Annotated in this window: 19 protein-coding genes; 11 read left to right on the top strand and 8 right to left on the bottom strand. The window is 63.9% G+C overall.

Annotated elements, in window-relative coordinates:
- Positions 1-76: 76 nt before the first annotated feature.
- Complete coding sequence (locus ABWK72_RS17810) at positions 77-4,495, top strand: plastocyanin/azurin family copper-binding protein (protein ID WP_367870920.1); 4,419 nt, start codon at positions 77-79, stop codon at positions 4,493-4,495.
- 48 nt (positions 4,496-4,543) lie between these two features.
- On the opposite strand, the gene ABWK72_RS17815 is transcribed toward ABWK72_RS17810, so the two are convergent.
- Entirely contained in the window at positions 4,544-4,912 is a 369-nt protein-coding gene (locus ABWK72_RS17815) for a YkvA family protein (RefSeq protein ID WP_367870921.1), read from the bottom strand.
- 102 nt (positions 4,913-5,014) lie between these two features.
- Positions 5,015-5,758 carry a PspA/IM30 family protein gene (locus tag ABWK72_RS17820; protein WP_367870922.1) on the bottom strand — a complete coding sequence of 248 codons (744 nt, stop codon included), beginning with the start codon at positions 5,756-5,758 and terminating at the stop codon, positions 5,015-5,017.
- Between the two features lie 150 nt (positions 5,759-5,908).
- Between ABWK72_RS17820 and ABWK72_RS17825 the strand changes: the two genes are divergently transcribed.
- The 8 genes from ABWK72_RS17825 (at position 5,909) to ABWK72_RS17860 (ending at position 11,258) form a co-directional block, all read left to right on the top strand.
- Positions 5,909-6,781, top strand: coding sequence for a uracil-DNA glycosylase (locus ABWK72_RS17825; protein WP_367870923.1), 873 nt, complete (start codon positions 5,909-5,911; stop codon positions 6,779-6,781).
- Between the two features lie 100 nt (positions 6,782-6,881).
- Positions 6,882-7,367, top strand: coding sequence for an asparaginase domain-containing protein (locus ABWK72_RS17830; RefSeq protein ID WP_367875353.1), 486 nt, complete (start codon positions 6,882-6,884; stop codon positions 7,365-7,367).
- A 143-nt stretch (positions 7,368-7,510) separates the two neighbouring features.
- Positions 7,511-8,278, top strand: coding sequence for a DUF899 domain-containing protein (locus ABWK72_RS17835; protein WP_367870924.1), 768 nt, complete (start codon positions 7,511-7,513; stop codon positions 8,276-8,278).
- A gap of 34 nt (positions 8,279-8,312) precedes the next feature.
- Positions 8,313-8,675: a DUF1428 domain-containing protein gene (locus tag ABWK72_RS17840; protein ID WP_367870925.1), complete on the top strand. Its 363-nt coding sequence runs from the start codon at positions 8,313-8,315 to the stop codon at positions 8,673-8,675.
- 92 nt (positions 8,676-8,767) lie between these two features.
- Positions 8,768-9,190, top strand: a complete 423-nt coding sequence (locus ABWK72_RS17845; protein WP_367870926.1) for a VOC family protein — start codon at positions 8,768-8,770, stop codon at positions 9,188-9,190.
- A gap of 33 nt (positions 9,191-9,223) precedes the next feature.
- Complete coding sequence (locus ABWK72_RS17850; RefSeq protein WP_367870927.1) at positions 9,224-9,763, top strand: SRPBCC family protein; 540 nt, start codon at positions 9,224-9,226, stop codon at positions 9,761-9,763.
- Between the two features lie 37 nt (positions 9,764-9,800).
- A complete protein-coding gene (locus ABWK72_RS17855) occupies positions 9,801-10,244 on the top strand; it encodes a YciI family protein (protein WP_367870928.1) in 444 nt (147 codons plus the stop codon).
- Positions 10,245-10,337: 93 nt separating this feature from the next.
- Positions 10,338-11,258 carry a polyphosphate kinase 2 family protein gene (locus tag ABWK72_RS17860; protein WP_367875354.1) on the top strand — a complete coding sequence of 307 codons (921 nt, stop codon included), beginning with the start codon at positions 10,338-10,340 and terminating at the stop codon, positions 11,256-11,258.
- Positions 11,259-11,385: 127 nt separating this feature from the next.
- On the opposite strand, the gene ABWK72_RS17865 is transcribed toward ABWK72_RS17860, so the two are convergent.
- Genes ABWK72_RS17865 through ABWK72_RS17880 form a run of 4 tightly spaced genes read right to left on the bottom strand, consistent with a single transcriptional unit; the run spans position 11,386 to position 16,691 of the window.
- A complete protein-coding gene (locus ABWK72_RS17865) occupies positions 11,386-12,405 on the bottom strand; it encodes an alpha/beta fold hydrolase (protein WP_367870929.1) in 1,020 nt (339 codons plus the stop codon).
- A gap of 43 nt (positions 12,406-12,448) precedes the next feature.
- The gene (locus ABWK72_RS17870; protein WP_367870930.1) at positions 12,449-13,444 is read right to left on the bottom strand and encodes a DUF4105 domain-containing protein; all 996 of its coding nucleotides are present in this window, start codon (positions 13,442-13,444) and stop codon (positions 12,449-12,451) included.
- A gap of 59 nt (positions 13,445-13,503) precedes the next feature.
- Positions 13,504-14,241 carry a DUF3313 family protein gene (locus ABWK72_RS17875; RefSeq protein WP_367870931.1) on the bottom strand — a complete coding sequence of 246 codons (738 nt, stop codon included), beginning with the start codon at positions 14,239-14,241 and terminating at the stop codon, positions 13,504-13,506.
- A gap of 38 nt (positions 14,242-14,279) precedes the next feature.
- Positions 14,280-16,691 carry a hypothetical protein gene (locus ABWK72_RS17880; protein ID WP_367870932.1) on the bottom strand — a complete coding sequence of 804 codons (2,412 nt, stop codon included), beginning with the start codon at positions 16,689-16,691 and terminating at the stop codon, positions 14,280-14,282.
- A 215-nt stretch (positions 16,692-16,906) separates the two neighbouring features.
- On the opposite strand from ABWK72_RS17880, the gene ABWK72_RS17885 reads away from it, so the two are divergent.
- Complete coding sequence (locus ABWK72_RS17885) at positions 16,907-18,511, top strand: esterase/lipase family protein (protein WP_367870933.1); 1,605 nt, start codon at positions 16,907-16,909, stop codon at positions 18,509-18,511.
- Positions 18,512-18,531: 20 nt separating this feature from the next.
- On the top strand, positions 18,532-19,116 hold the full coding sequence (locus tag ABWK72_RS17890) for a YSC84-related protein (RefSeq protein ID WP_367870934.1): 585 nt from the start codon (positions 18,532-18,534) through the stop codon (positions 19,114-19,116).
- 76 nt (positions 19,117-19,192) lie between these two features.
- Here ABWK72_RS17890 and sthA read toward each other — a convergent pair whose 3' ends face one another.
- Positions 19,193-20,599 (bottom strand): Si-specific NAD(P)(+) transhydrogenase, encoded by a 1,407-nt coding sequence (gene sthA, locus ABWK72_RS17895; protein WP_367870935.1) that lies wholly within the window; start codon positions 20,597-20,599, stop codon positions 19,193-19,195.
- Complete coding sequence (locus ABWK72_RS17900; RefSeq protein ID WP_367870936.1) at positions 20,596-22,356, bottom strand: hypothetical protein; 1,761 nt, start codon at positions 22,354-22,356, stop codon at positions 20,596-20,598. Before ABWK72_RS17900 ends, sthA begins: the two co-directional genes overlap by 4 nt.
- Positions 22,357-22,379 lie beyond the last annotated feature (23 nt).

Here is a 22,379-nt window from a genome sequence, read left to right on the forward strand (position 1 = left end):
GCCGTAACTGCGGCCCCCGCCAAGACCTAGCGGGGAGTGGTGATCTTTGTTTTATAAAACCTGTTTGAACGACGTCATGATTTCCAATCGAGTGTATTTCTTGAACCGGGCCGCCGCCGTGATGGTCTGCGCCGCGGGTGCGGTGGTGGCGGAGCCGCTGGTCCAGCTTCAGAAGGGCGATGATATCGCGATCGTGGGTAGCGGGCTGGCGGACCGCCAGCAGCACCACGCGTGGCTGGAAGCCTTCATCCATCGAGCCTACCCCGATCTGGACCTGACGGTGCGGAATCTGGGCTTCGCGGCGGACGAGGTGGCGGTGAAGCCGCGCTCGGCGGATGTGCCGCCGACCGAGTATTTCCTCGGGATGAAGAAGGGCGACACGACCAAGCCCAACGCGGCGGACGTGATCTACAAGGCGGGCACGGACTTCGGGGCGGATGTGATTTTCGCTTACTGGGGCTTCAACGAGTCCTTCCGCGGGCCGGAAGGGTTGGAGAAATTCAAAGCAGATCTGGGGCAGTACCTCGATGCGCAGAAGGCGGCGAAGTACAACGGCAAGGCGGCACCGAAGCTGGTGCTGTTCTCGCCGATCGCGCAGGAGGACATGAAGAGCCCGGACTTCGGGGACGGCGCGGAGAACAACGCGAACCTGGCGCTCTACACGAAGGCGATGGCGGAAGTGGCGAAGGCCAAGCAGGTGCCCTTCGTGGATCTCTACACGGCGTCGAAGGAGCTTTTCGCGAAGGCGGGCTCGCCGCTGACGATCAACGGGATTCACCTCACGGAAGAGGGTGATAGGCAGCTCGCGCCGGTGCAGTTCCGGGCGATCTTCGGCAAGGAGCCGCCGGCCTTTGAAGATCCGGTGCTGGCCAAGCTGCGCGCGGCGGTGATCGAGAAAAACCTGGAGTGGCACCACCGCTACCGGACGGTCGACCAATACAACATTTTCGGCGATCGCTCGCGGATCGCCTATGAAGGGGTGACGAATGCGAAGATCCTCGGCGAGGAGCTGGCGCAGCGCGACGTGAAGACCGCCAACCGCGACAAGCGGGTGTGGGCGGTGGCCAAGGGCGGCGACCTGAAGGTGGTGGATAACAACCTGCCGCCGGTCAATCTGGTGCCGCCGAACCGCAAGGACGAGGTCCCCTACATGGACCCGGAGGAGGCGATCAAGTACCTGAAGCTGCCGCCGAACTGCAAGGTCGAGCTGGTCGCTTCCGAGAAGACCATCCCGGAGCTGATCAACCCGGTGCAGATGAATTTCGACACCAAGGGACGGCTGTGGATTTCGGCATGGCCGACCTACCCCGAGACCTCGCCGACGACCACGAACTTCGACAAGCTGCTGGTTCTCGATCTCGATCCGAAGACCGGCAAGGTCGCGAAGACGACGGTCTTCGCGGACGGGCTGAATTGCCCGACCGGCTTCCAATTCTACAAGGACGGCGTGCTGGTGATGCAATCGCCGGACCTGTGGTACCTGCGGGACTCGGACGGCGACGGTAAGGCGGACGTGAAGGAGCGGGTGCTGCATGGCCTGGACGCCGCGGACTCGCACCACGAGACGAACTCGATGTGCCTGGAGCCGGGCGGCGCGGTGTATCTCAGCGATGGGGTTTTCCACCGCAGCAACGTGGAGACCTTCAACGGACCGGTGCGGAATAGCGACGGCGCGATCTACCGCTACGAGCCTCTGACCGGAAAGTTCATGCGCCATGCGCCCTATGGCTTCGCGAACCCGCACGGGCGGGTCTTCGACTACTGGGGCAATGACCTGATCACCGACGCGACGGGCAACGACAACTACTTCGGCCCGGCGATGAGCGGGCATCTCGACTCCGGGGCACACCCGGGGATGCAGCGCTTCTGGGACCGGCCTTCGCGGCCCTGCCCGGGCACGGCGATTCTAACCAGCCGGCATTTCCCGGACGATTGGCAGGGGCTGTTCCTGAACACGAACGTGATCAGCATCCAAGGGATCTTCCGCGCGAAGCTTTCGGACGAAGGATCCGCGATCAAGGGCGAGAGCTTGGAGCATCTGATTACGACGGACATCGCGAAGAACCCGAACTTCCGGCCTTCCGGGATCACGGTGGCGCCGGACGGTTCGCTGTATTTCATGGACTGGTCGCAGATGCTGATCGGTCACCTGCAGCACCACCTGCGCGATCCCAACCGGGATCACCAGCACGGGCGGCTTTATCGGATCACCTACGAGGGCCGGCCCTTGCTGACCCCGAAGAAGGTCGATGGCGAGCCGGTGGCGGCGCTGTTAGAGCTTTTGAAGGAGCCGGAGAACGACGTGCGGATGCGCGCGAAGATCGAGCTGGGCAAGCATGACCCGAAGGAAGTGATCCGCGGCGTGAACGATTGGATCAAGGTGCTCGATGCGAAGGATCCAAAGTTCGAGCACAACATGCTGGAGGCGCTATGGGTGCACCAGTGGCACAACGTGGTGGACCTCGATCTCCTGAAGCGGATCCTCAAATCGCCGGAGCCGCGGGCACGCGCGCAGGGCGTGCGGGTGCTGGGCTACTGGCGTGACCGGGTGCCGGATGCGATCGCCCTGCTCAAGGTGGCGGCGGACGACGAGGCGCCGCGGGTGCGTCTTGAAGCGGTGCGGGTGGCGAGTTACTTCCGCCAATGGGAAGCGGCCGATGTGGCGCTGACGGCGCTGAAGCATCCCGCGGACTATTATATCACCTACTGCCTGAAGGAGACCATGCGGCAGCTCACGCCGTGGTGGAAGGATGCGATCTCGCAGGGCAAGGCGCTGGCCGCGGACAATCCGGCGGGGATCGATTACATCATGGGCTCGGTCAGCGGTGCGGATTTGGCCAAGCTGCCGAAATCCCCGGTGACCCTGACGGCGATGCTGACCCGCGGCGACGTGGCGATGGCACAGCGCGGCGAGGCCTTGGCCGAGTTGGCGAAGATGAAGAACGGCGGACCGCTCGACACCCTGCTAGACGTGCTGACCCCGGTTGCGAAGAGCAAGGGCGGCGCGGCGGGCGACTTGTGCCGCCTGATGCTGATGCAGCCTGCAGCCGACCTCAAGGCAGCGCGGGCGAAGATCCAGCCGTTGGCGGGCAAGGGCAATCCGGACATCGTGCGGCAGAGCGCGCTGGCGGCCTTGATCCTGGTGGACGGCAGCATCGATGCCACGTGGACGGATGCCGGGAAATCGCCGGAAGCGATGACGGATTTCCTTGAAGCGCTACCGCTGGTGACGGATCCGGCCCTGCGCGGCACGGCCTTCGACAAGGTCCTGCCGCTGCTGGCCAAGATGCCGGCCCCGATCGCGAGCGCGCTGGAAGCGGGCAAGGGCGGCAAGGCCCGCTACGTGCGGATCGAGCTGCCGCGGCGCGGCACGCTGACGCTGGCGGAGGTGCAGGTTTTCGCGAATGGCGTGAACGTGGCCGGTAGCGGCACGGCCAAGCAATCGAGCACCTCGAACAACGGCGACGCGCAGCGGGCGGTCGATGGCAAGACCGACCCGACCTATGACTCGGGCACCCAGACCCACACCGCCGAGAACGAGAACAATCCGTGGTGGGAGCTTGATCTGAAGTCGGATCAACCGGTCTCCGCGGTCGCGGTGTGGAATCGTGCGGGCTTCGAGGATCGCCTGGACCGCTTCACGGTGACAGTGCTGGATGCGCAGCGGCGGGAGATCTTCAAGAAGGCGGGCAACCCCGCACCGAAGCTGACCAGCCGGATCGAGGTGACCAGTGATCCCGGTGCGGATCTCTACCGGGCCGCGGTGCATGCGCTGGCGAGCACCGGCAAGGAGCCGCAGAAGGTCTTCGCGGGCCTGGTCGAGATGATCAAGAAGGACCAGCAGGTGGTGGCCGCCGCGAAGGGGATCGCCCAATTGCCGCGCACCGCGTGGAGCGCCGATCTGGCGGATCCGGCGGCGGGCGGGCTGGTGAACTGGGCCAAGAAGATCCCGGCCGAAGACCGGACCTCGCAGGACTACATCGAAGTGGTGCAGGTGGCGAATGATCTGGCCGGGCTGATGCCGCCGGCGCGGGCCAGCGTTGCGCGGAAGGTTCTCAAGGACCTGCGCGTGAACGTCTTCGTGGTGAAGGCGGTGCGCGAGCAACTGCGCTACGATACGGCGCGGCTGGTGGTGGAGGCGGGCAAGCCGTTCCAAGTGATCTTCGAGAACCCCGACGCGATGCCGCACAACCTGGTCTTCGTGCAGCCGCAGACCTTGCAGGCGGTGTCGGAGACGGTGCAGGCGAATCCGCCGGACAAGCTGGACGGCCAGGGCCGGGCCTATGTGCCGGACAAGGATTCGCGGGTGATCGCTGCCACGAAGTTGATCGAGGCCGGGCAGAAGACGACGCTGGCTTTGACCGCGCCGGAGAAGGAAGGGGTCTATGAGTATGTCTGCACCTTCCCCGGCCACTGGGCGATCATGCAGGGCAAGCTGGTGGTGACGAAGGATGTGGACGCCTACCTGCAGGCGCACCCGGAAGCCGGGAAGTGATGTTTCAGGAGCGGTGAGGATCGGGGACGAGCTCGTCCCCGGTCTTCATCAATGCCCCTTCAGACCGAAGAGTCTTTCGGTCTGGGCGGCGGCCTTCACCTTGTGGATGTCCTTCACGTAGGTGGCGACGGTGCCGAGGGCGGCGACCAGGGCGGCCCAGTCGTCGCCGTAGCCAGCACCGGGAATGATATCGGGGACCAAGTCCACGGGTAGCACGAGATAGCCGAGAGCACCCATGATCACACCTTTCGCCCAGGCGGGCGTGTCGTTATCCCGCAGGCAGTGGTAGAGGGTGATGGCGGTCAGGACCGTCTTGCGACCGGCGACGAGGGCGCAGCGGGAGAGCTTCCGCCAGAGGCTCGGCGCGGAATACCAGCGCTCGGCACCGCGATAGGGAGCGGGAAGTTGGGGATCCATGTGGGTGGAAGGTTAGAATCGGAAAGTTCCAAGCGCCAACGAAGAGGCTGAAGCCGGCGCAAGTTGCTCCGGCCGGGAATTCCAAGCGCGTCCGCAAGCAGATTACTGGCTGACGGGGCCCATGGTGCCTTGGGCGGGCGGGGCCTGCGGGGTGGACTCGGTCGGCTTGAGCTCGATGCCTTCGGCCGCGGCGAAGTCGGCGAGCGCCATGTCCGCGAGGGCCTTTTGCTCGGCTTCCTGGAGCACGGTGCCGCTCAGGTCGACGCTGTCCTTGGCCACGCGGGCGCGACCGGCGGCTTTGGTGCGCTCGTCCTCGACCATTTCCTCGAGGCGGTTGAGAGTGTCGCCGGAACCGCCGAGCGAGCCGACCATGCCGGCTGCCATTTCGTTGAGTTCGGCCATGGCCTTCTGGACCTTCATGTCATCGATGCCGCGGCGCAGGCTCTCGATCTTGTCGCGGGCGGCCTTCACGGCGACGTCGCGGGCGCGGACGAGTTCCTTGTAGCGGGTTTCGGCCGATTCGAGCTGGGCGGTGAGTTCGGCGTGCTGCTGGTCGGTATTCTTATACCGCAGGGCGACTTCGCCGGCGGCTTCGCGCTGGCCGGCCTGGAGCAGGGCCTTGGTCCGGGCCTTGAGTTCGTTCTCCTCGGTGTTGAGCTTGCGGACCTGGCCCATCAGGCGCTCCACCAGACCGGCATGGGCGGCGAGACCGGCGTTGAATTCGCTGATCTGCTTGCGCAGGTTTTCCTTCTCCACGTCGAGCAGGGCCTCGGGGTTCTTCTTCTCGATCCCTCCGATGAAGAGTCCGAGGAAGCCTTTGATGAGATTGGAGATGCGGCGGAACATGGAATGAAGGCGTTGGTCGCGATGGCACGATGCGCGAAAAAAGGGGGATGGGGCAAGTACAAGCGGGGGGAGAATCGGAATCGGGGGAATCCTGAATTTGAATGGAAAGGCAGGATTGCGCGGGGCGGGCGGATGGCTAGGATCGCTTCCGTGAGCGGAGCGGATGCCTTGATCGAGTTCTTGCGCGGCGAGGAAACACGCGGCGTGAAGACAGTTCACCTCGACGAGGAGGCGAAGGTTCTTCTCCGGGAACTTCACCGGCGTGCAAAAAACCCGGCGAAGGCAGCAGCGGTTCCTATGAGGGAAGAGCCGGCGAGGGCGGTGCTGACGGAGGAAGAGCCCAAGGTGGAGAAGCCCGCGGTTTTCGTGCCGGTGATCGAGGCCCCGGCGGACGGCAGTGCGGCGCAGCGGATCGCGGCGCTGGCGAAACAGGCGGAGAATTGGGAACCGGCGCGGAAGCTGGGCACGCTGCGGGGGACGATGGTCTTTTCAACCGGCAATCCCGAGGCCGACCTGATGCTGGTCGGCGAGGCCCCCGGCTATCAGGAGGAGCAGCAGCGCGAGCCCTTCGTGGGCGCGGCGGGGCAGAAGCTGAACGACATTTTGAAGGCGATGGGGATGGCGCGGGAGTCGGTGTACATTTCGAACATCGTCAAATTCCGCCCGGCGACCGGCGGCCAGACGACGAACAACCGCAAGCCGACCCTGGAGGAGATGGCTTCCTGCATCTCCTTCGTGCGCGCCGAGGTGGAGATCGTGAAGCCGCGCTGCATCGTGGCACTGGGCGCGACGGCGTCCGAGGGCCTGCTGGGCCTGACCGGATCGGTCGGCGCGATGCGCGGGTGCTGGCACGAATTTTCCGGGATCCCGGTGCGCGTGACCTACCACCCGGCCTATCTGCTTCACAACAATTCCGGGGCGCAGGACAAGCGGCGCGTGTGGGAGGACATGCTGGAAGTGATGGAAAAACTGGGCTTGCCGATTTCGGAGAAGCAGCGGGCGTTTTTCCTGCCGAAGGCGTGAGAGGGAAGGAGAGGCCGGATTCCAGATTCCAGATCTGAGATCTGAGATCTGAGATTTGAGATTTGAGATTTCAAAGCCGGGCCCGGGGGATTGGAATCCCCTGCACATGCTCCTCGTCCTCACCACCGGCGGCACCATCGACAAGGTGTATTTCGACGCTTCCTCGGAATATGAAGTAGGGGAACCGACCGTGCCCTACGTTTTCCGGGAGGCGGGAGTGACGCTGGAATGGCGGCTGTTGCCCTTGCTTCGGAAGGATAGCCTGGAGATGGGGGAGGAGGAGCGGGTGGCGATCCGCGCGGCCTGCGAGGCGGCGGAAGAGACGCGGATCCTGATCACGCATGGGACGGACACGATGAGCGTGACCGCGGAAGCCTTGCAGGGGATTCCGGGCAAAACGATCGTTCTGACGGGCGCACTGGCCCCGGCGCGGTTCCGGGTGACGGACGCGGTTTTCAATCTGGGCTTGGCCCTCGGTGCGGTCCAATCGCTGCCGGAAGGCGTGTTTTTGGCGATGAACGGGACCGTCTTCCCGGCCGGGAAGGTCCGGAAGAACCGTGAGGCGGGCAGGTTCGAGGGAGTGTGACGATTCCGGCGCGGAGCCGAGTTCCCGGGATGCTTGCGCGATCTTTTCTTGCCGAAGGGAAAATTGAGGTGGAGCGTCCTGAAATATGCGGAGGGGTGTCCTGATCGGGATTTCCCGTTCGTCGTGCTGTTGAAAGGACGACCATGAGCACGCAAACCATTGAACGATCTGAAAAAGAGGCCGCGGCGCACGCCGTGGTATCCCGTGAGGAATGGCTGGCCGCGCGGAAGGCGCTGCTCGTGGAAGAGAAGAGGCTGACCCGCGAGCGGGACACCTTGAGCGCGAAGCGGCGGGAACTGCCATGGGTGAAGGTCGGGGAGGACTACGTTTTCGAGGGGCCGCAGGGGAAGGTGAAGCTAGCGGATCTCTTCCAAGGGCGGAGCCAGCTGATCGTCCATCACCTGATGTTCACGCCGGGCGATAAGGAAGCCTGTATGGGCTGCTCCTTCCAAGCCGACCACATCGAAGGACCGCTTCAGCACATCAAGCATCACGATGTGATGATCGTGGCGGTGTCGCGCGCACCGTGGAAGGACATCGCGCCCTTCAAGGAGCGGATGGGCTGGGACTTCGATTGGGTTTCCTCCGACGGCACGGATTTCAACCGCGACTACGGCGTGACCTTCACTCCGGAAGAAGTGAAGAGCGGCAAGATCAATTACAACTTCGGCACCTCCGACTATCTCTTCGAGGAGCTTCCCGGCCTGAGCGTCTTCATCAAGGACGAGGCGGGGAACGTCTATCACACCTATTCCACCTACACGCGCGGCCTCGAGATGCTGATCGGTTCCTTCAACTACCTGGACCTCACGCCGCTAGGCAGCAATGAAGAGGGCGATGGCAAGGACTGGGTGCGCTACCACGACCGCTATGCCGAGAGCGGCAAGGCGTCCTGCTGCAAAAACGACTGAACCTTTTCCCTATAAACCTAACAAAATACTGACCATGTCACTCTACGTTGATGGATTCGTGCTGCCGCTGCCCAAGGACAAGATCGAGGTCTACAAGGAGATCGCCGGGAAGGCCTCGAAGGTCTGGAAGGAATACGGTGCCTTGGAGTACCGGGAATGCATCGGCGATGACCTGGAGATCAAGGACGTGCTGAACTTTCCGGCGCTGGCCAATGCAGGGCCGGATGAAACCGTGGTCTTCGCCTTCATCACCTACAAGTCGCGGGAACATCGCGACGAGGTGAACGCGAAGGTCATGGCGGATCCGCGTATGAACGAAATGTGCGGTGCGGAAGGCATGCCCTTCGATTGCAAGAAGATGGCCTATGGCGGATTCAAGACGATCGTCGAAGCCTGAAAGGACTTTTTTCCGGAATTTGCGGAGAGGCTGTCCTGAATCGGGGTGCCGGTCCGTCATTGCGATGAAACCAATCACTCCAACCTATCCACATGAAAATCGAACCATACCTCTGGGGCTTCAACGGCCGTTGTGAAGAAGCCATCGAATTCTACAAGACGACCTTGGGTGCCGAGGTTCAGATGATGATGCGCTTCGGCGAATCTCCCGAAAAGTGCGAGGGCGGCGGGCCGCCGCCACCCGACGACAAGATCATGCACTCCAGCATCAAGATCGGCGACAGTGTGCTGATGTTGTCCGACGGGCAATGCACCGAAGGCACCACGGGTTCCAAATTCAACGGCCTTTCGCTCTCGCTGAATCCCGCCACCGAGGCGGATGCCAATCGGATCTTCAATGCGCTGAAGGAGGGTGGTGAAATCGGCATGCCTCTGGGCAAGACTTTCTGGTCGCCCTGCTTCGGCATGGTGACGGACCGCTTCGGCGTCGCTTGGATGATCAATGTCCTGCCTTGAGCCCCATCTCGTAACCCTAGCCCTTCCCCCGCCATGCTCCGCAAAATCCTCTTAGGTCTCGCCGCCATTCTGCTCATCCTGATTGGCGTGATCGCGATGCAGCCGCCGGACTTCAAGGTCGAGCGTTCGGCCACGGTCAGCGCGCCGCCGGCCACCGTCTTCGGCCAGGTGAATGACTTCCACAAGTGGGAAGCCTGGTCGCCGTGGGAGAAACTCGATCCCGCGCTGAAGAGGACCTTCGAGGGGCCGGAATCGGGGGTCGGAGCGAAGTACGGCTGGGTTGGCAACAGCAAGGTGGGCGAGGGGAAGATGACCATCGAGGACAGCCGTCCGGCGGAACTGGTGAAGATCAAGCTGGAGTTCATCAAGCCGATGGCCGCGACCAGTGACACGGTTTTCACATTCACGCCCGAAGGTCCCGGAACCAAGGTCACTTGGACCATGTCGGGGAAGAACAACTTCATGGCGAAGGCCTTCGGACTGTTCATGAACATGGACAAGATGGTTGGCGGGGACTTCGAGAAGGGCCTCGCGCAAATGAAGGCTGTAGCCGAAGCGCCGGCGAAGCCCTGAGCATCCGGCAATCTAACAACTCGCACTCCAACCCGTCATGCCACTGAAGAATCACTACCCGGTCGGATCCGAGGAAAACCCGCAGCGCGACCCGAAGCAGTACATGTTGTTGTTCCGCCACGGAATGTGGGACGAGGGCCTTTCGCCCGATGAGATCAACAGGATCATGGGCGAGGTCACCGAGTGGTTCGACTCCCTCGTGAAGGGCGGGAAGGTGGTTGCGGGTAACCCGCTGATGGAAGGCGGGAAGTCGGTGATGATCCGCAACGGTGCCGTGACGGTGCTCGATGGCCCGTTCGTGGAGTCGAAGGAGGCGGTGGCCGGTTTCCTGACCCTGCACCTGGAGAGCGAGGAGGAGGCGGTGGCGATTGCCAAGACCTCGCCGCTCTTGAAGCACGGCATGATCACCGAGGTTCGCGAAGTGGCCGGTGAATGCCCGGTCTATATGCGGCTCCGCGAGAGAGCGGAGGCCACTGCCTGACGGCGAATTTCGCGGCATGCGCAGAATGTGGCATAGGCAGCGCCCGAATCGGTGCTAAGTCTCATGACCACATCCCGAACCTGCCCGACTGCCATGGACGATAAGACCAAGGAACTCATCCGCCAGTGCCGCAAGATTGCCGGACGTCACCGCGTCGATGACGGCAAGGACTTCCGCCTCAAGGACACCGACCCCGGTGACACCGGCCATTGGTCCGAGGGGGACAAGGCGCTCGGGGAAGAGGCGCTCGCACAGGGCAAGATCGCCTTGGCCACGATGCAGGAGCGGCTTTACGCACAGGACCGCTGGTCGGTGCTCCTGATTTTCCAAGCGATGGACGCCGCGGGCAAGGACGGCGCGATCAAGCACGTGATGTCCGGCATCAATCCGCAGGGCTGCCAAGTCACGGCCTTCGGCGTGCCGAGCGCGCGCGAGCAGGATCACACCTGGCTATGGCGTTGCATGACCGAGCTGCCGGAACGCGGCCGGATCGGCATCTTCAACCGCTCCTACTACGAGGAAACCCTCGTCGCCCGGGTCCATCCCAAGATCCTCGCCGCGCAGAAGCTCGCGCCCTCTCTGGTCACGGATGAGATCTGGAGCGAGCGTTTCGATGACATCCGCGGATTCGAGAAGCACCTCGCGCGCAATGGCACGCTGGTGCTCAAATTCTTCCTCCACATTTCAAAGGGCGAGCAGCGGCGGCGCTTCCTTTCGCGCCTCGATGAGCCGGAGAAGAACTGGAAGTTCCGCATGGGCGATGTCGACGAGCGCGAACACTGGAAAGACTATCAGGAGGCCTACGAAAAGACGATCCGCAACACCGCGACCAAGGACGCGCCATGGTTCGTCATTCCCGCGGATCACAAGTGGTACACGCGGATTGTCGTCGCCGCCGCGATCGTGGAGGCGCTCGACTCCCTCGACCTACACCTCCCGGAAGTGGATGACGCGCAGAAGGCGGTGCTGGAGGAAGCTCGCAAGCGCCTGACCAAAGCGAAGACGGAAAGCTGACGGCGGCCTGCAAAGGCAGGGACCGCTCTCCGAGCGGTCCGGCGGATGGCGGCTACCCGAAGTGGATCGATCTTGTTACGAGAATTCAAACCGTCCCCCGCCTGACCTTTCGGAGAATGGTCCCCGCCTACTTGATGAAATCCAGCAGCGCTTTCAGGTAGTCATCATACGCCTCGACCTGCGGGGCGTGGCCGATGCCGGGAAGCGCGACCAGCTTCGCACCGGGAATTGCTGCCGCCGCGGCTTTGCCGAGTTCCTGATACTGCCCCAGCGTGGCCGCCACTTCCTTCGGCACGAGGTTCTTGCCGATGGCGGTGCGGTCCCGCTCGCCGATGATGAGCAAGGTCGGCACCTTCAGATCCGGGAATTCGTAGAGCACCGGCTGGGTCATCACCATGTCCGAGGTCATTGCCGTGACCCGCGCCATCGCCGCCTTGTCCGGCCCCTTCAGCCAGCCGGCCTGGATCGCCAGCAGGTCATCGTATTCTTCCTTCCATTTGCCGTCGAAGTAGACGGTGCGCATGTAGTCCTTCACGTCCTGCGGCCCCTTCTTCATCTCCGCCGCGGTTGCGGCGTCGATGCCCTGGTAGGGGACCTTGCGCTTCCAGTCCTCCAGGCCGATCGGATTGACCAGCACCAGTTTGTCCGTGGCGGCGGGGAACATCAGCGCGAATCGTGTCGCCACCATGCCGCCCATCGAGTGCCCGACCACCTCGGCCTTTTCGATCTTCAGATGGTCCAGCAGCGCCTTCGTCTGCGCGGCCAGCATCTGGAAGCTGTACTGGAGATCGGTCGGCTTGCTCGATTTGCCGAAGCCGATCTGGTCCGGGATGACCACGCGGAATCCGCGCGAGGAGAGATCCTTCGCCGTGCGCTCCCAGTAGGAGCCGGAGAAATTCTTGCCGTGAAGCAGCAGCACGGTCTTCCCGTTCGCCGCGTCCCCCGGCTTCACATCCATGTAGGCCATGGTCAGGGCTTGTCCCTGTTCCGTGAGCGGAAGCGCGTTGACTTCGAAGGGGTAGGCGTAGCCGGTCAGTTTCGCGTCCAGGGCGGGAAGCTTGTCCAGCGAGGCGTCCTGGGCGTGAAGGAGAGGAACTCCTGCAGCTAGCATGGCAGCCAGGAAGTGGAAGAGGGGACGATTCGTCATCCCGCAATCTGTTCGGGTTCGGTGCCGATGCAACCGGGAGTCGCTACTCCGGGGCGGGCACGTTCATACCCGGTAATCCGGCCCGGATCTTCTCGGAGAAGGCGGGAGAGTCGCCCGCGGCGAGCGCGGCGGGGTTGATCAAGGACTGCTTCTTCAATTCCGCGAAGGGGAGGCCGCCGCTCACGATGGCCTTGCGCTCGTACATCATCTCGTCGCCCTTGCCGTTGAGCAGAATGCGCCAATCCCAAGGGAGCCTTTCCGCAGCGGGGTGCTGGCTACGAATGGCGGTCGTGCAGTTGGTGGTGATGGCATTGTACCAGCGCGGCTGTTCGCGAAGCTGGTTGAGCGAGGCCAGGTATTCGCGGAAGCGCTCGCGGGCCTTCTCCGGCGCGATCGTTAAGCGGTAGAGGTAGACCTCTTCGCCCTTGCGGTAGTTGGTGCGGACGCGAACGACATCGCGCTCGTCGGCGACGACGTAGATCAGGCCGAACTGGCGGTAGAGCCCGCCGATGGCCGAGTAGCTCTGGCCGGTCTTCTTGCGGGTTTCGATCGAGAAGCAGAGCGGCGGCGCATCGGCGAACTGGAAGCTCACGATCGGATGCGCGATCCACGGAGAGCCCCAGTAGTTGATCGCCATGTCGATGCCGGTGATCTTTGAAATCCGGACCGTGCGCGTCTCCCAGCGCGGTGTGTAGTCGGTCTCGCTACGGTAGTCGCAGTTGCGGACATTGTGCAGCGTGACCTCATCGCCCTTGACCTCCGCCCAGGCGAGCTGCGCGACATCGGGCTGCCAGTCGGCCTCCACCGCCGGCTTCAGGGTGAGCCACCAACCGAGCACGACAGCGAACCACGCGGCGAAGACCGCAAGCTTCATCCGCCAGCGTTTGACGAAGAGCATTGCGGCTGCGATGGCCAGCGCATTCACCACGGCGAAGACGCTGCCCGGGCCGTCATAGTAGAGCGCTCCGCAGGCCCATGCGAAGGCGATGAGGAGAAGGCCGGCCAGCAAGACGCAGCCAAGAATGCGGAGAAACTTCATGGCAGCGAATGCTGGCGGTTGCGGTGGATGCGTCGAGTTTCAATGACCGCCCTGAGCGATCACCAAGGCTTGAGTGTCACCGAACTCGGACGCTGGACGACATGGCCCGGCGGGGTGTTGAGCAGTTCGGCGAATTCCGCGGCCCAGTCGGTGATGTTACCTTCCGCGCCATGATACCAGCTATAGCTGCCCAGATTCACCGGCGCGACCTTGTCGGCCCGGCGGTCCTTGAAGGTCGCGATGACCGTGTTGCTTCCGCCATCGCGGGCGCGGCCTTCGATGGCGATGCTGCCGCGGCCCGCGGCCGAGAGCAGGCCGGCACCCGGAACCACGAAGCCGGCGGCGGTCGCACCCGCATTCCAGTAAGCCTTGGAAGGCACCAGCTCGACCAGTGCCAGTTCGATCACGAGCACGCCCGGGCCGGGGCCGCTGGCGAGCGGGATGTTGTCGCCGGGATAGTGGGCGATGGCTTGCTTGAACTGGCTCCGCATCCGCTGGGCCAGCGCGTCGGTATCCTTGGCCAGGTCGTTCTTCTTTTCGCCCTGCTGTTGCCACCAGCTCTGGCGGGCCATGTAGCGGGTGTCCACGGGCGCGATGTAGACCGAGGAGAAGTGGTCCTTCACCGGCTTGCCCCGGTAGGCGGGAGCGACCCACGCTTGCTGAAGGAACCCCGCACGCGTGCTGACCGGCGCGGTGGATCTGTTGAAGCCGGAATCGGCGGCGGGCTTGGCATCGAACATCTGGCAGCCGGTCAGGCCGGCGGCGCAGAGGACGAACAGATAGGATCGGATGTTCATGGTAGTGCGTGTCAGGGATGTGGGAATGAAGGAAACGATCAGCGGCGCTCACGGCCTCCTCCTCCACCACCACCTCCGCCACGGCTTTGGCGGGCAGCGGGTGCTTGGCGGGTGGAGCGCTCGCGGGAATACGAATCGCGGTTGAGTTGGGACGGCGTGGCCTGGCGGTTGGTGTAACCTCCGCCTTTATTCCCCGGCCGGGTCGTAGGCTGGGCGGGCCGAGGCGCAGCGTCCGGTTTTCTAACAGGCTGCTTCTCCGGCTGGGTCGGGCGAGCCACGCCCTCGGGTTTGTCGGCGGGCCGGGCCGTCGGCGGATTGGGCCGGGTGGCGGTGGCGTCGCCCTTGGATTTGGAGTTGTTGCCCGTTGCGTAGGGCTTGGCTGCCGGCACGTCCGGGGCACCTTGCCAGCCACCGTCACCGCGCTTTTGCCAACCGCCGCCGTCGGCATCCTTCTTGTAGATATTGCCGTCCTTGCCGACATAGACATCGCCCCCTGCGGTCTTCCCCGCGAAGCCGTCCGATCCATACTTGCGGTCCACGCCCACCGCGGCACCGCCGCGCGAGGTCTCGATGCCGGCGACCGTGCCCTTCGCATTCGAGCGATGGCCGCCGCGGATCCACTCGTCATCGCGGACCACCGCGGAACGGCCCCAGGAACCGTAGGGAGTGCTGGCACCCACGCGCCCGGCTGCCGTATTGGTCCAAGGATTGTAGGCGGCCTTCGCGCCTACCGCGCCATTCGGACCGTAAGCATAAGCACCGCGGGCATAGGCACCCGTCGCGGGATTGTAGGCCGCGCCGTAACCCGCCCCGCCGTAGGGACCGTAGCAATGGGCACCCTTGCGATAGTAGCCGCTGCCCGGGTGATAAGCCGCGCCGCAGCCGTAGCCATACCAATAGGGCTTCGGGTAATAGTGGCCGTGCCAGTAGTCGTCATTGTCGGCCAGTTCGTGGCCCAGCCACATGCCGAGGCCGAAGACCACCAGCCCATTCGCGACGTAGGCCCCGGAGTAGCCGGAGGTGGTGCCGACCTGCACGGTATCGGGACTGGACTCGTACACATGGACGTGGGTGACGTTATACTTCGGACTCTCCGGCGGGATGGTGTAGATCGGCGCAGGCACCTTGTCGCAGACCGCCCACGCTCCGGTCGCGGCGGGAGCCTGGAACCAGACGCCCTTCTCGCAGCAGTAGTAGAGCTTGGCGACGAGGAAGACATCGCTGTCGGTGTTGATGGCGAACTCGATACCTTCGGTCCCCGGTACTGGCTTGAACTTCGGCTCGCCTTCATAGGCCACCTGGATCGTCGTATTCGCGCGGGTGACGGTGGCGGTCTGCGGGATCGAGGCCAGGATCACGGCTTCATCGGCCTCAGGCGTGCCCTTGACGGAAACCAGCACGTCCGCCTTCGGATGATCCGCCGGGATCGATGCGAAGTCCTCCGGCAGCTTGCCGGTGGCCGCTGTCCAAGGGCCGTCCAGCGAGGCCGCTCCGAACCAGCGGCCGGCGGTGAGCAGGTAGTAAGTCTTGTCCGCCGTATCGAGGAAGAGGTCGCTCTGGGTATTGGCGACGTACATCAGCGAGGTGCCGGAGATCGGGGCGAGCTGCGGCTTGCCCTCGGTAAGGATGATTTCGGACGGTCTGCTAGAAACGAAGACCTTCGGCGTGGTAGCCGCGCCCGGCAGCACGAAGAGCTTCGACTTCACCTCGCTCCAATTGCCGTCGTCGGGAAGCTGCTTGAAGGAGTCCGGCACGGTGGCGGCGGCGGTCCAGGGACCCTTGGCGAGATCCTTGGTGACCAGCCACTGGTTGCCCGCCAGGAGGTAGTAGTCCGTCCCCGCCATCAGCAGGTCCCAGTTCGTGTTCGTGGCGAACATCAGCGAGGGATCGTCGCCCTTCACCGGCTCCAGTTTCGGCTCGCCGATGAAGACCACCATGACAGCGGGCGAATCGCTGAAGAAGATCGGCGGCGGCTCGAAGCTCACCGGCGTGTCGTCCGTGCTGGCGTCCGCGCGATCCACTGCTGCGGTCACCGCATAGAGCGGCAATTCCATCGCGCTCTCCGGGGTCAGCACCGAGCGGACCAGTGCCTCGGCCTTGGCCGCGGTGGCCGCGTCCATCTCGGGAAAACGGAAGCCGGCAATCGTGCGCTTGCCGACGCTCACGCTGCCGCGGTCGAAGTCGGTCACCGTATCGGCTTCAAAAGCAGCGGCCCCGAAACTCGCTTCCGCCTGTCCCTCCAGCTTCACCCCGATCGCCGCATTCGCCTTGAGATGGCGGAACTCCGACCACTCGAGAATCTGCGGCATGTAGATCGCCACCTCCGCCCCGCCGACCTTGTAGGTGCGGGGCCATGCATCGGGATCGAGGTCGTTGCCATCTGCCGCTGTTAGAGCAGGCGTGGAGAGGCACAATGCCGTGACGGCTGTAATCGCGTGGAATCGCTTCATGACTGCCAGCCAATCAGACAGAATCCGCCCATCTCCGCTATTGGACCTTAGTAGCATGCTCCCGTGCTCTTCTTCCTCATGACTTCTCTGAAATCTCAGATCTCAAATTTCAGATCGGGATCGAGTCCCCTGTCTTTCCTCCCCGGCATGCTACCAAGGTCCAATGGCGGGGCCTCCGGCATTCTGCCACCCTGCGTCCCGCTTGTGACCCATCCATGAAATCCCATTCCATTTCCCTCTGGTTCGCAGGGGCGCTCGTCTTCAGCGGCTGCGTCAGCAAACCCCTGCCGCCTGAAGAAGCCTCCCACCGCTCGGCGGCCGTACACCTCAAGCAAGCGGGAACGAAGACCACGCCCGACGCGCAGCGCGCGGCCCTTTACCTGCGCTCCGCCGCGGAAGCCTATGAATTGCTCGGCTCCTCAAGCTCAAGCGAAGCGGGCCGTGTGATCTACAACAAGGCGGTCACCGATCTCACCGTGCTGCTCCGCAATGCGGATCAGGGCAAGATGTGGAACCGGCCCCTGACACTCGCCGCCGATGGCATCACCTACCGCTTGCGCTTCGCTCCGGGAACGAAAGATGGAGTCTGGAGTCCCCGATACTTCACCGGCTTCAAGCCCGCTGCCGACGTTGACAACGGCACCATTCATTCGAGGAACCATCAGGATGGCATCGGCGGCGCGCTGGTGGGAGTCCATAAGACGGAACCGCTGGAAGCCTTCTCGCCACGCGTGGGAATCGCCGCACCCGTCACCGCCTTCGTGGACTTCAAGGGTCGCGACGCCACCCTCACGCTGATCGATGCGGGCAAGCGGCCAAAGTTCGGCGTGGCGGGAAAGCAGCAAGTGCCGGAGGCCGATTTCTCCGCACCGCTGGCCTACTATCCCCAGAAATCGGAACTCTGGAACGGCCTGATGGGCGCCTTCCGCGTGACGCATTACATGGGACTCACCGGGCTCTACCAATTGGAGCCCTATGACCCGGATCGCATCCCTCTGATCTTCGTGCACGGACTCATCTCCACGCCCCAGATGTGGCGGAACGTGATCAATGAAGTGGAGAAGGATCCCGTCTTGCGCGCGCGCTACCAGTGCCTGGTGTTCGGCTATCCCACCGGCAATCCCCCGGCCTACTCCGGACTCCGCTTGCGTGAGGAGTTGGCGAAATTCGAGCAGCTCCATCCGGAGGCCCGGCCGTATGTGCTGGTCGGCCACAGCATGGGCGGGCTCGTGTCGCGGATGCAGGCGGAGACCTTGGACCGCGAGGCATGGAATGTGATCGGCAAGGACAAGGCGGACAAGTTCTTCGCCCATGTCGAAAAGGGCAGCTTGGTCGAGCGCGCCACCATCTTCAAAGCCAACCCCCGCGTGGGCCGGCTTATCTTCATCTGCACGCCCCATCGTGGCAGCGAGATGGCGCTCGGCCGGATCGGCGAGCTTGGACGCCGCTTGATCTCCCTACCGGTCGATCTGACCGGCACGCTCACCAAATCGATGGCCGATACCATGGACATCGCCACCGGCGCAAAGGGCCGCCTGCCAAATAGTGTCACCGGCTTGTCGCCGTCCAATCCCATGCTCAAGGCGCTCGATTCCCGCCCGATCGAAGCTCCGTACCACACCATCCTCGGCGACCGCGGCAAGGGCGACGGCCCCCTCAGCTCCGATGGCGTGGTCAAGTACTGGAGCTCCCATCTCACCCACGCGAAGTCCGAATGCGTGGTCCCGGGCCCCCACGGTGCCTGCGAGATGCCGCAAACGATCGAGGAGCTGCGCCGCCTCCTCCATCTGCATCTCAAGGAAAGCGGCAAAGGCCGATGAACCACTATCCCTCTCCAACCATGAAATCGAAAACCATCGCATTCCTCCTGGTCGCCGCGGCGGCCTCCGCCCTTCTGCCGGGCTGTGCCAACAATCCGATCACGCAAGCCAACGAGGAGAGCGCCAGCGCCTCGCAGATCTCCCGTGACTCGCGCGCCGCGCTGCGCTCGCTCTACGCCCAGAATCCCCAGGCGAAAGCGCTGGGCAACCGGGCGAAAGGCGTGCTCGTGTTTCCATCGATCACCAAGGGTGGTGTCGTGGTGGCAGCCCAGGCCGGCAATGGCGCGCTGATCTACAACGACGGCCGGATCGGCGGCTACTACCAGACCGCCGCCGCATCCTACGGCCTGCAAGCCGGCGTCCAGAAGTTCGGCTACGCGTTGTTCCTGATGGACGACGAAGCCTTCCGCAACGTCAACCGCAACGAAGGCTGGGAGGTCGGCAGCAGCCCGAGCCTCGTGGTCGTGGACCGCGGCGTGGCGGGCTCCTTGAGCACCACCACCATCGACAAGGGCAGCTACGCCTTCTTCTTCAATCAGCGCGGCCTGATGGGCGGCCTGGGCCTACAGGGTTCCAAGATCACGCGGATCCATCCGCAACAGTAGTCAACCTTCGAGCGCCCGCGACGTCCTTGGAAACACAGGGCGCCGCGGGCGATTTCATTTCGTTGATGCGGGACGTTCACTGGCTGTCCCGCTGCGCGAGCGCATCGTAGGTCGCATTCTTGTAGAGATCCCCTAGGGTCGGGTAGTTGAAGCAGGCGCGGTTGAAAAGCTCCGCACCGGCTTCCGCGAGCAGGGCGACAAGGCCGATGTGCACCAGCTCCGTGGCCTGCTCGCCGATGACGTGGACGCCGAGCAAGCGCATGTCCTCGCGCCGGAAGAGCAGCTTCAAGAAGCCGGTCGGATCACCGATGATTTCGCCCCGCGGGATATCCGCATAACGGGCACGCCCGGCGATGAAGTCCACGCCCTTCTCGCGCAGCGAGGCCTCCGTCTCGCCGGCCATGCTGGCTTCCGGAATCGTGTAGATTCCCGTCGGCAAGATCGTCGCGAGATCGCTCTTGAAGGTCGAGCCGAAGGCGTGGGCAATGGCGACACGCGCCTGCTCGATCCCCGTGGCTGCCAGCGCCGGCGAACCGATCACGTCGCCCGCGGCGTAGATATGCGGGACCTCGCTTTGATAGCGATCGTTCACCGGCACGAGTCCGCGCTTGCCTGCGGTGATACCTGCCGCAGCGAGGTTGAGCGCGGCGGTGTTGCTCTGGCGTCCGGCGCAGATCAGCACCCCGTCGCAAGCCAGCTTCGCCCCGGACGAAAGCGTGAGGATCACATCGCCGGGCTGCGAGGCATCGCAAGCGGTCACCCGTTCCCCCCAATGGAACTGCACCCCGTTCGCCGCCATGGCCTTCGCGAGCGCCGCGGAAATTTCGGCATCGAGGAAGGGCATCAACACCTCGCGGCCATCGATGAGATGCACCTCCACCCCGAGCGCGGCGAAGGTGCCGGCGTATTCGCTGCCGATCACCCCGCCGCCGATGACGACAAACTTCTTCGGCATCACCGTGAGCTTCAGGATCTCGTCGGAGTCGTGGATCCGGTCGTCGTCGAAGGGGAACTCCGGCGGACGCAGCGGCGAGGAGCCGGTGGCGATCAGGATCTTCCCGCCGCGCAGCAGGGTCTCCGTGCCGTCCGTCACCACCCGCAGCGTATGCGGGTCCACGAAGCTGGCCGCCCCGCGGAAACGGGTCACGCCGCGCAGATCGAGCAGCGCCTGCATGCGGGCGCGTTCACCGGCGGTCACAGTCTTTTCATGGCACATGAAATCGCCGACGGTGGCCGCGCGCTGCAGCGAGAGATCCACTCCGAAAAGCCGTCGCGAGCGCCAGCCGCTCAGCATCACTGCCGTCTCGCGCAGCGTCTTGCTAGGTATCGTCCCGGTATTGATGCCCGCGCCGCCGAGGAGCCCGGCCATCTCGACCAGCGCGGCACGCTTGCCGAGAAAGCCCGCCGCAGCCGCGGCACTCGCACCGGCCGGGCCGCCGCCGATGACTACAAGATCGAATTCAGGAACGGGCGTGGGACTCATGGTGAAGGTGGGAAGAGCCAGGTGATGGCTTCATTCAGCAGGGCGCAGTTCTTCGCCGCCGTATAGATCGGATCCGGCTGCGCGCGATGGCGGGCCAGCAGGTGGCAGGCGGCGATGGCCTCGAAGCTGGCATTGAGCGAGCCGAGCATGGGCAGTTGCTCGCCCGTTGTCATATGGATATTTTCCGCGAGACCCACCGGCGGGAAATAGCCGCAGTCCTCGAGCTTCTGTAGCAGCGAGTAAACATCGCCGGGCTTCTCCACCATGCCCGACGACATCAGGATGTAGTGCGGGTGGATGACCTCTTGGCTGGGAAGATCCACGCCGGAGACCAGATAGCCGCGACCACGGCTCGCCTCGCCGGCAGACAGGCCGTAGGCGCGATCAACCGATCCCTTGGCACCCGCGAAATATTGCATCTGTCTCTTAAGAAGAGCCCCACGCGTTTCGGGCCAGATCCTGCCGCTGACGCGGTCCGCTTCCTTGCTGTCGAACTGCGGATAGAACAGGCTCTGGATCTCCGGGATGAAGCCCGTGCCCTGCCAAACCTTGCCGTCCTTGTGCATCAGCGCCGGAGCATCCGCGCCCGCTACCGCTCGCTGCAGCAGCAGGACCAGCGCGGTCTCGCCGCCCCAATCGCGCCACGTTCCAGCCAAGGGACTGCCATCTTCCTTGAGGCCGTGGAAGATGTAGCCCTCGGCATCGCGGAGCTGCTTGAAGTCGAGACGCCGCATGTCGCGAAGCACGGCCTGCAAGGTCCCGGCGTCCCCTAACATCTGCGCCGCGAGCAGCATCGAGTGGTAGTAGATCGCCGTGTCCACCGTGCTATATTCGGTGCCGGGGTGGATGCGGTAGCGGCCATCGATCTGCCGGATGAAGTGCGGTAGCACGCCGAGCGGCGCTTCCAGCCTGGTCACGGCCTCATGCACCCGCCGCAGCACCGTGAGGGCGAATTCCTTGCCCGTGATGCCATGCTCCGCCGCCGCCGCCGTGGCCAGGCAGAACATCCCGGAGGCGGGCACGCAATCGAAGGCACCGGTCTCGATATGCGCGCGGTCCGCCACCAGGCCGCTCTTCATCGAGTAGCAGATGCTGAGTTTCGCGTAGGACTTCAGGAAGACCTCCATGTCGAAGGGCCGCGCCGGCATCTCCACTTCCAGGCCGATCATGTCCACGCTCAACTCGCTGTCGGTGGATGCGATCCAGTTGAGATACTTGGCCCTCCCCAGCCGCGGCAATTCGCGATACGCCTCGATGTCGTCCTGCTTGTTTTCGACCATCCCGCCGTCCGACCAGATCACCTCCTGATTGGCGGTCTTGATCTCGACCTTGATCTTGCCGGTCCCATGGCCGCGCAACTTGATGCCGGTGATCCGCGGTTGGAAAGCATCGGCGATCCATGGCGGGTAGCAGCGCTGGAAGTCCAGCATCGCGTCCGCATCCATGCCGCGCTTGGTCAGGCTGTGCCAGATGCCGGCCCACTGGCCATCGGTGAGCCGCACGTGGATGTGATGCGGCGACCATGCCAGCACCGAGGCATCCGGCCCGAGGAAGCCGTAGTCGGTGCCGATCGCGGTGTAGCTGAGGAATGGATTGATCCGCTGCTCCTTCCCCATGCCCTTCCGCTCCTCGTCCTTCGGATCGATGGTGGTGATGTATTCCTGCACCGGCTGCCACTCGCGCTTGCGCGCAGGTTCCGTAGCGGACAACGGCGCGGCGAGAAAGGCCGGCATGAACATCTTCAGAAGGCGAGGCATGTTGCTGGAAGGTTCGAGGCACA

The sequence above is a fragment of the Luteolibacter sp. Populi genome (assembly GCF_040801775.1).
Classification (GTDB): Bacteria; Verrucomicrobiota; Verrucomicrobiia; order Verrucomicrobiales; family Akkermansiaceae; genus Haloferula.

Bases quoted from the DNA above. Each gene is read 5' to 3' on its own strand.
- sthA (WP_367870935.1), bottom strand. From the start codon at position 20,599: ATGAGTCCCACGCCCGTTCCTGAATTCGATCTTGTAGTCATCGGCGGC.
- ABWK72_RS17820 (WP_367870922.1), bottom strand. From the start codon at position 5,758: ATGTTCCGCCGCATCTCCAATCTCATCAAAGGCTTCCTCGGACTCTTC.
- ABWK72_RS17860 (WP_367875354.1), top strand. From the start codon at position 10,338: ATGGACGATAAGACCAAGGAACTCATCCGCCAGTGCCGCAAGATTGCC.
- ABWK72_RS17850 (WP_367870927.1), top strand. From the start codon at position 9,224: ATGCTCCGCAAAATCCTCTTAGGTCTCGCCGCCATTCTGCTCATCCTG.
- ABWK72_RS17835 (WP_367870924.1), top strand. From the start codon at position 7,511: ATGAGCACGCAAACCATTGAACGATCTGAAAAAGAGGCCGCGGCGCAC.
- ABWK72_RS17815 (WP_367870921.1), bottom strand. From the start codon at position 4,912: ATGGATCCCCAACTTCCCGCTCCCTATCGCGGTGCCGAGCGCTGGTAT.
- ABWK72_RS17880 (WP_367870932.1), bottom strand. From the start codon at position 16,691: ATGAAGCGATTCCACGCGATTACAGCCGTCACGGCATTGTGCCTCTCC.
- ABWK72_RS17870 (WP_367870930.1), bottom strand. From the start codon at position 13,444: ATGAAGTTTCTCCGCATTCTTGGCTGCGTCTTGCTGGCCGGCCTTCTC.
- ABWK72_RS17890 (WP_367870934.1), top strand. From the start codon at position 18,532: ATGAAATCGAAAACCATCGCATTCCTCCTGGTCGCCGCGGCGGCCTCC.
- ABWK72_RS17845 (WP_367870926.1), top strand. From the start codon at position 8,768: ATGAAAATCGAACCATACCTCTGGGGCTTCAACGGCCGTTGTGAAGAA.
- ABWK72_RS17900 (WP_367870936.1), bottom strand. From the start codon at position 22,356: ATGCCTCGCCTTCTGAAGATGTTCATGCCGGCCTTTCTCGCCGCGCCG.
- ABWK72_RS17855 (WP_367870928.1), top strand. From the start codon at position 9,801: ATGCCACTGAAGAATCACTACCCGGTCGGATCCGAGGAAAACCCGCAG.
- ABWK72_RS17885 (WP_367870933.1), top strand. From the start codon at position 16,907: ATGAAATCCCATTCCATTTCCCTCTGGTTCGCAGGGGCGCTCGTCTTC.
- ABWK72_RS17840 (WP_367870925.1), top strand. From the start codon at position 8,313: ATGTCACTCTACGTTGATGGATTCGTGCTGCCGCTGCCCAAGGACAAG.
- ABWK72_RS17865 (WP_367870929.1), bottom strand. From the start codon at position 12,405: ATGACGAATCGTCCCCTCTTCCACTTCCTGGCTGCCATGCTAGCTGCA.
- ABWK72_RS17875 (WP_367870931.1), bottom strand. From the start codon at position 14,241: ATGAACATCCGATCCTATCTGTTCGTCCTCTGCGCCGCCGGCCTGACC.
- ABWK72_RS17810 (WP_367870920.1), top strand. From the start codon at position 77: ATGATTTCCAATCGAGTGTATTTCTTGAACCGGGCCGCCGCCGTGATG.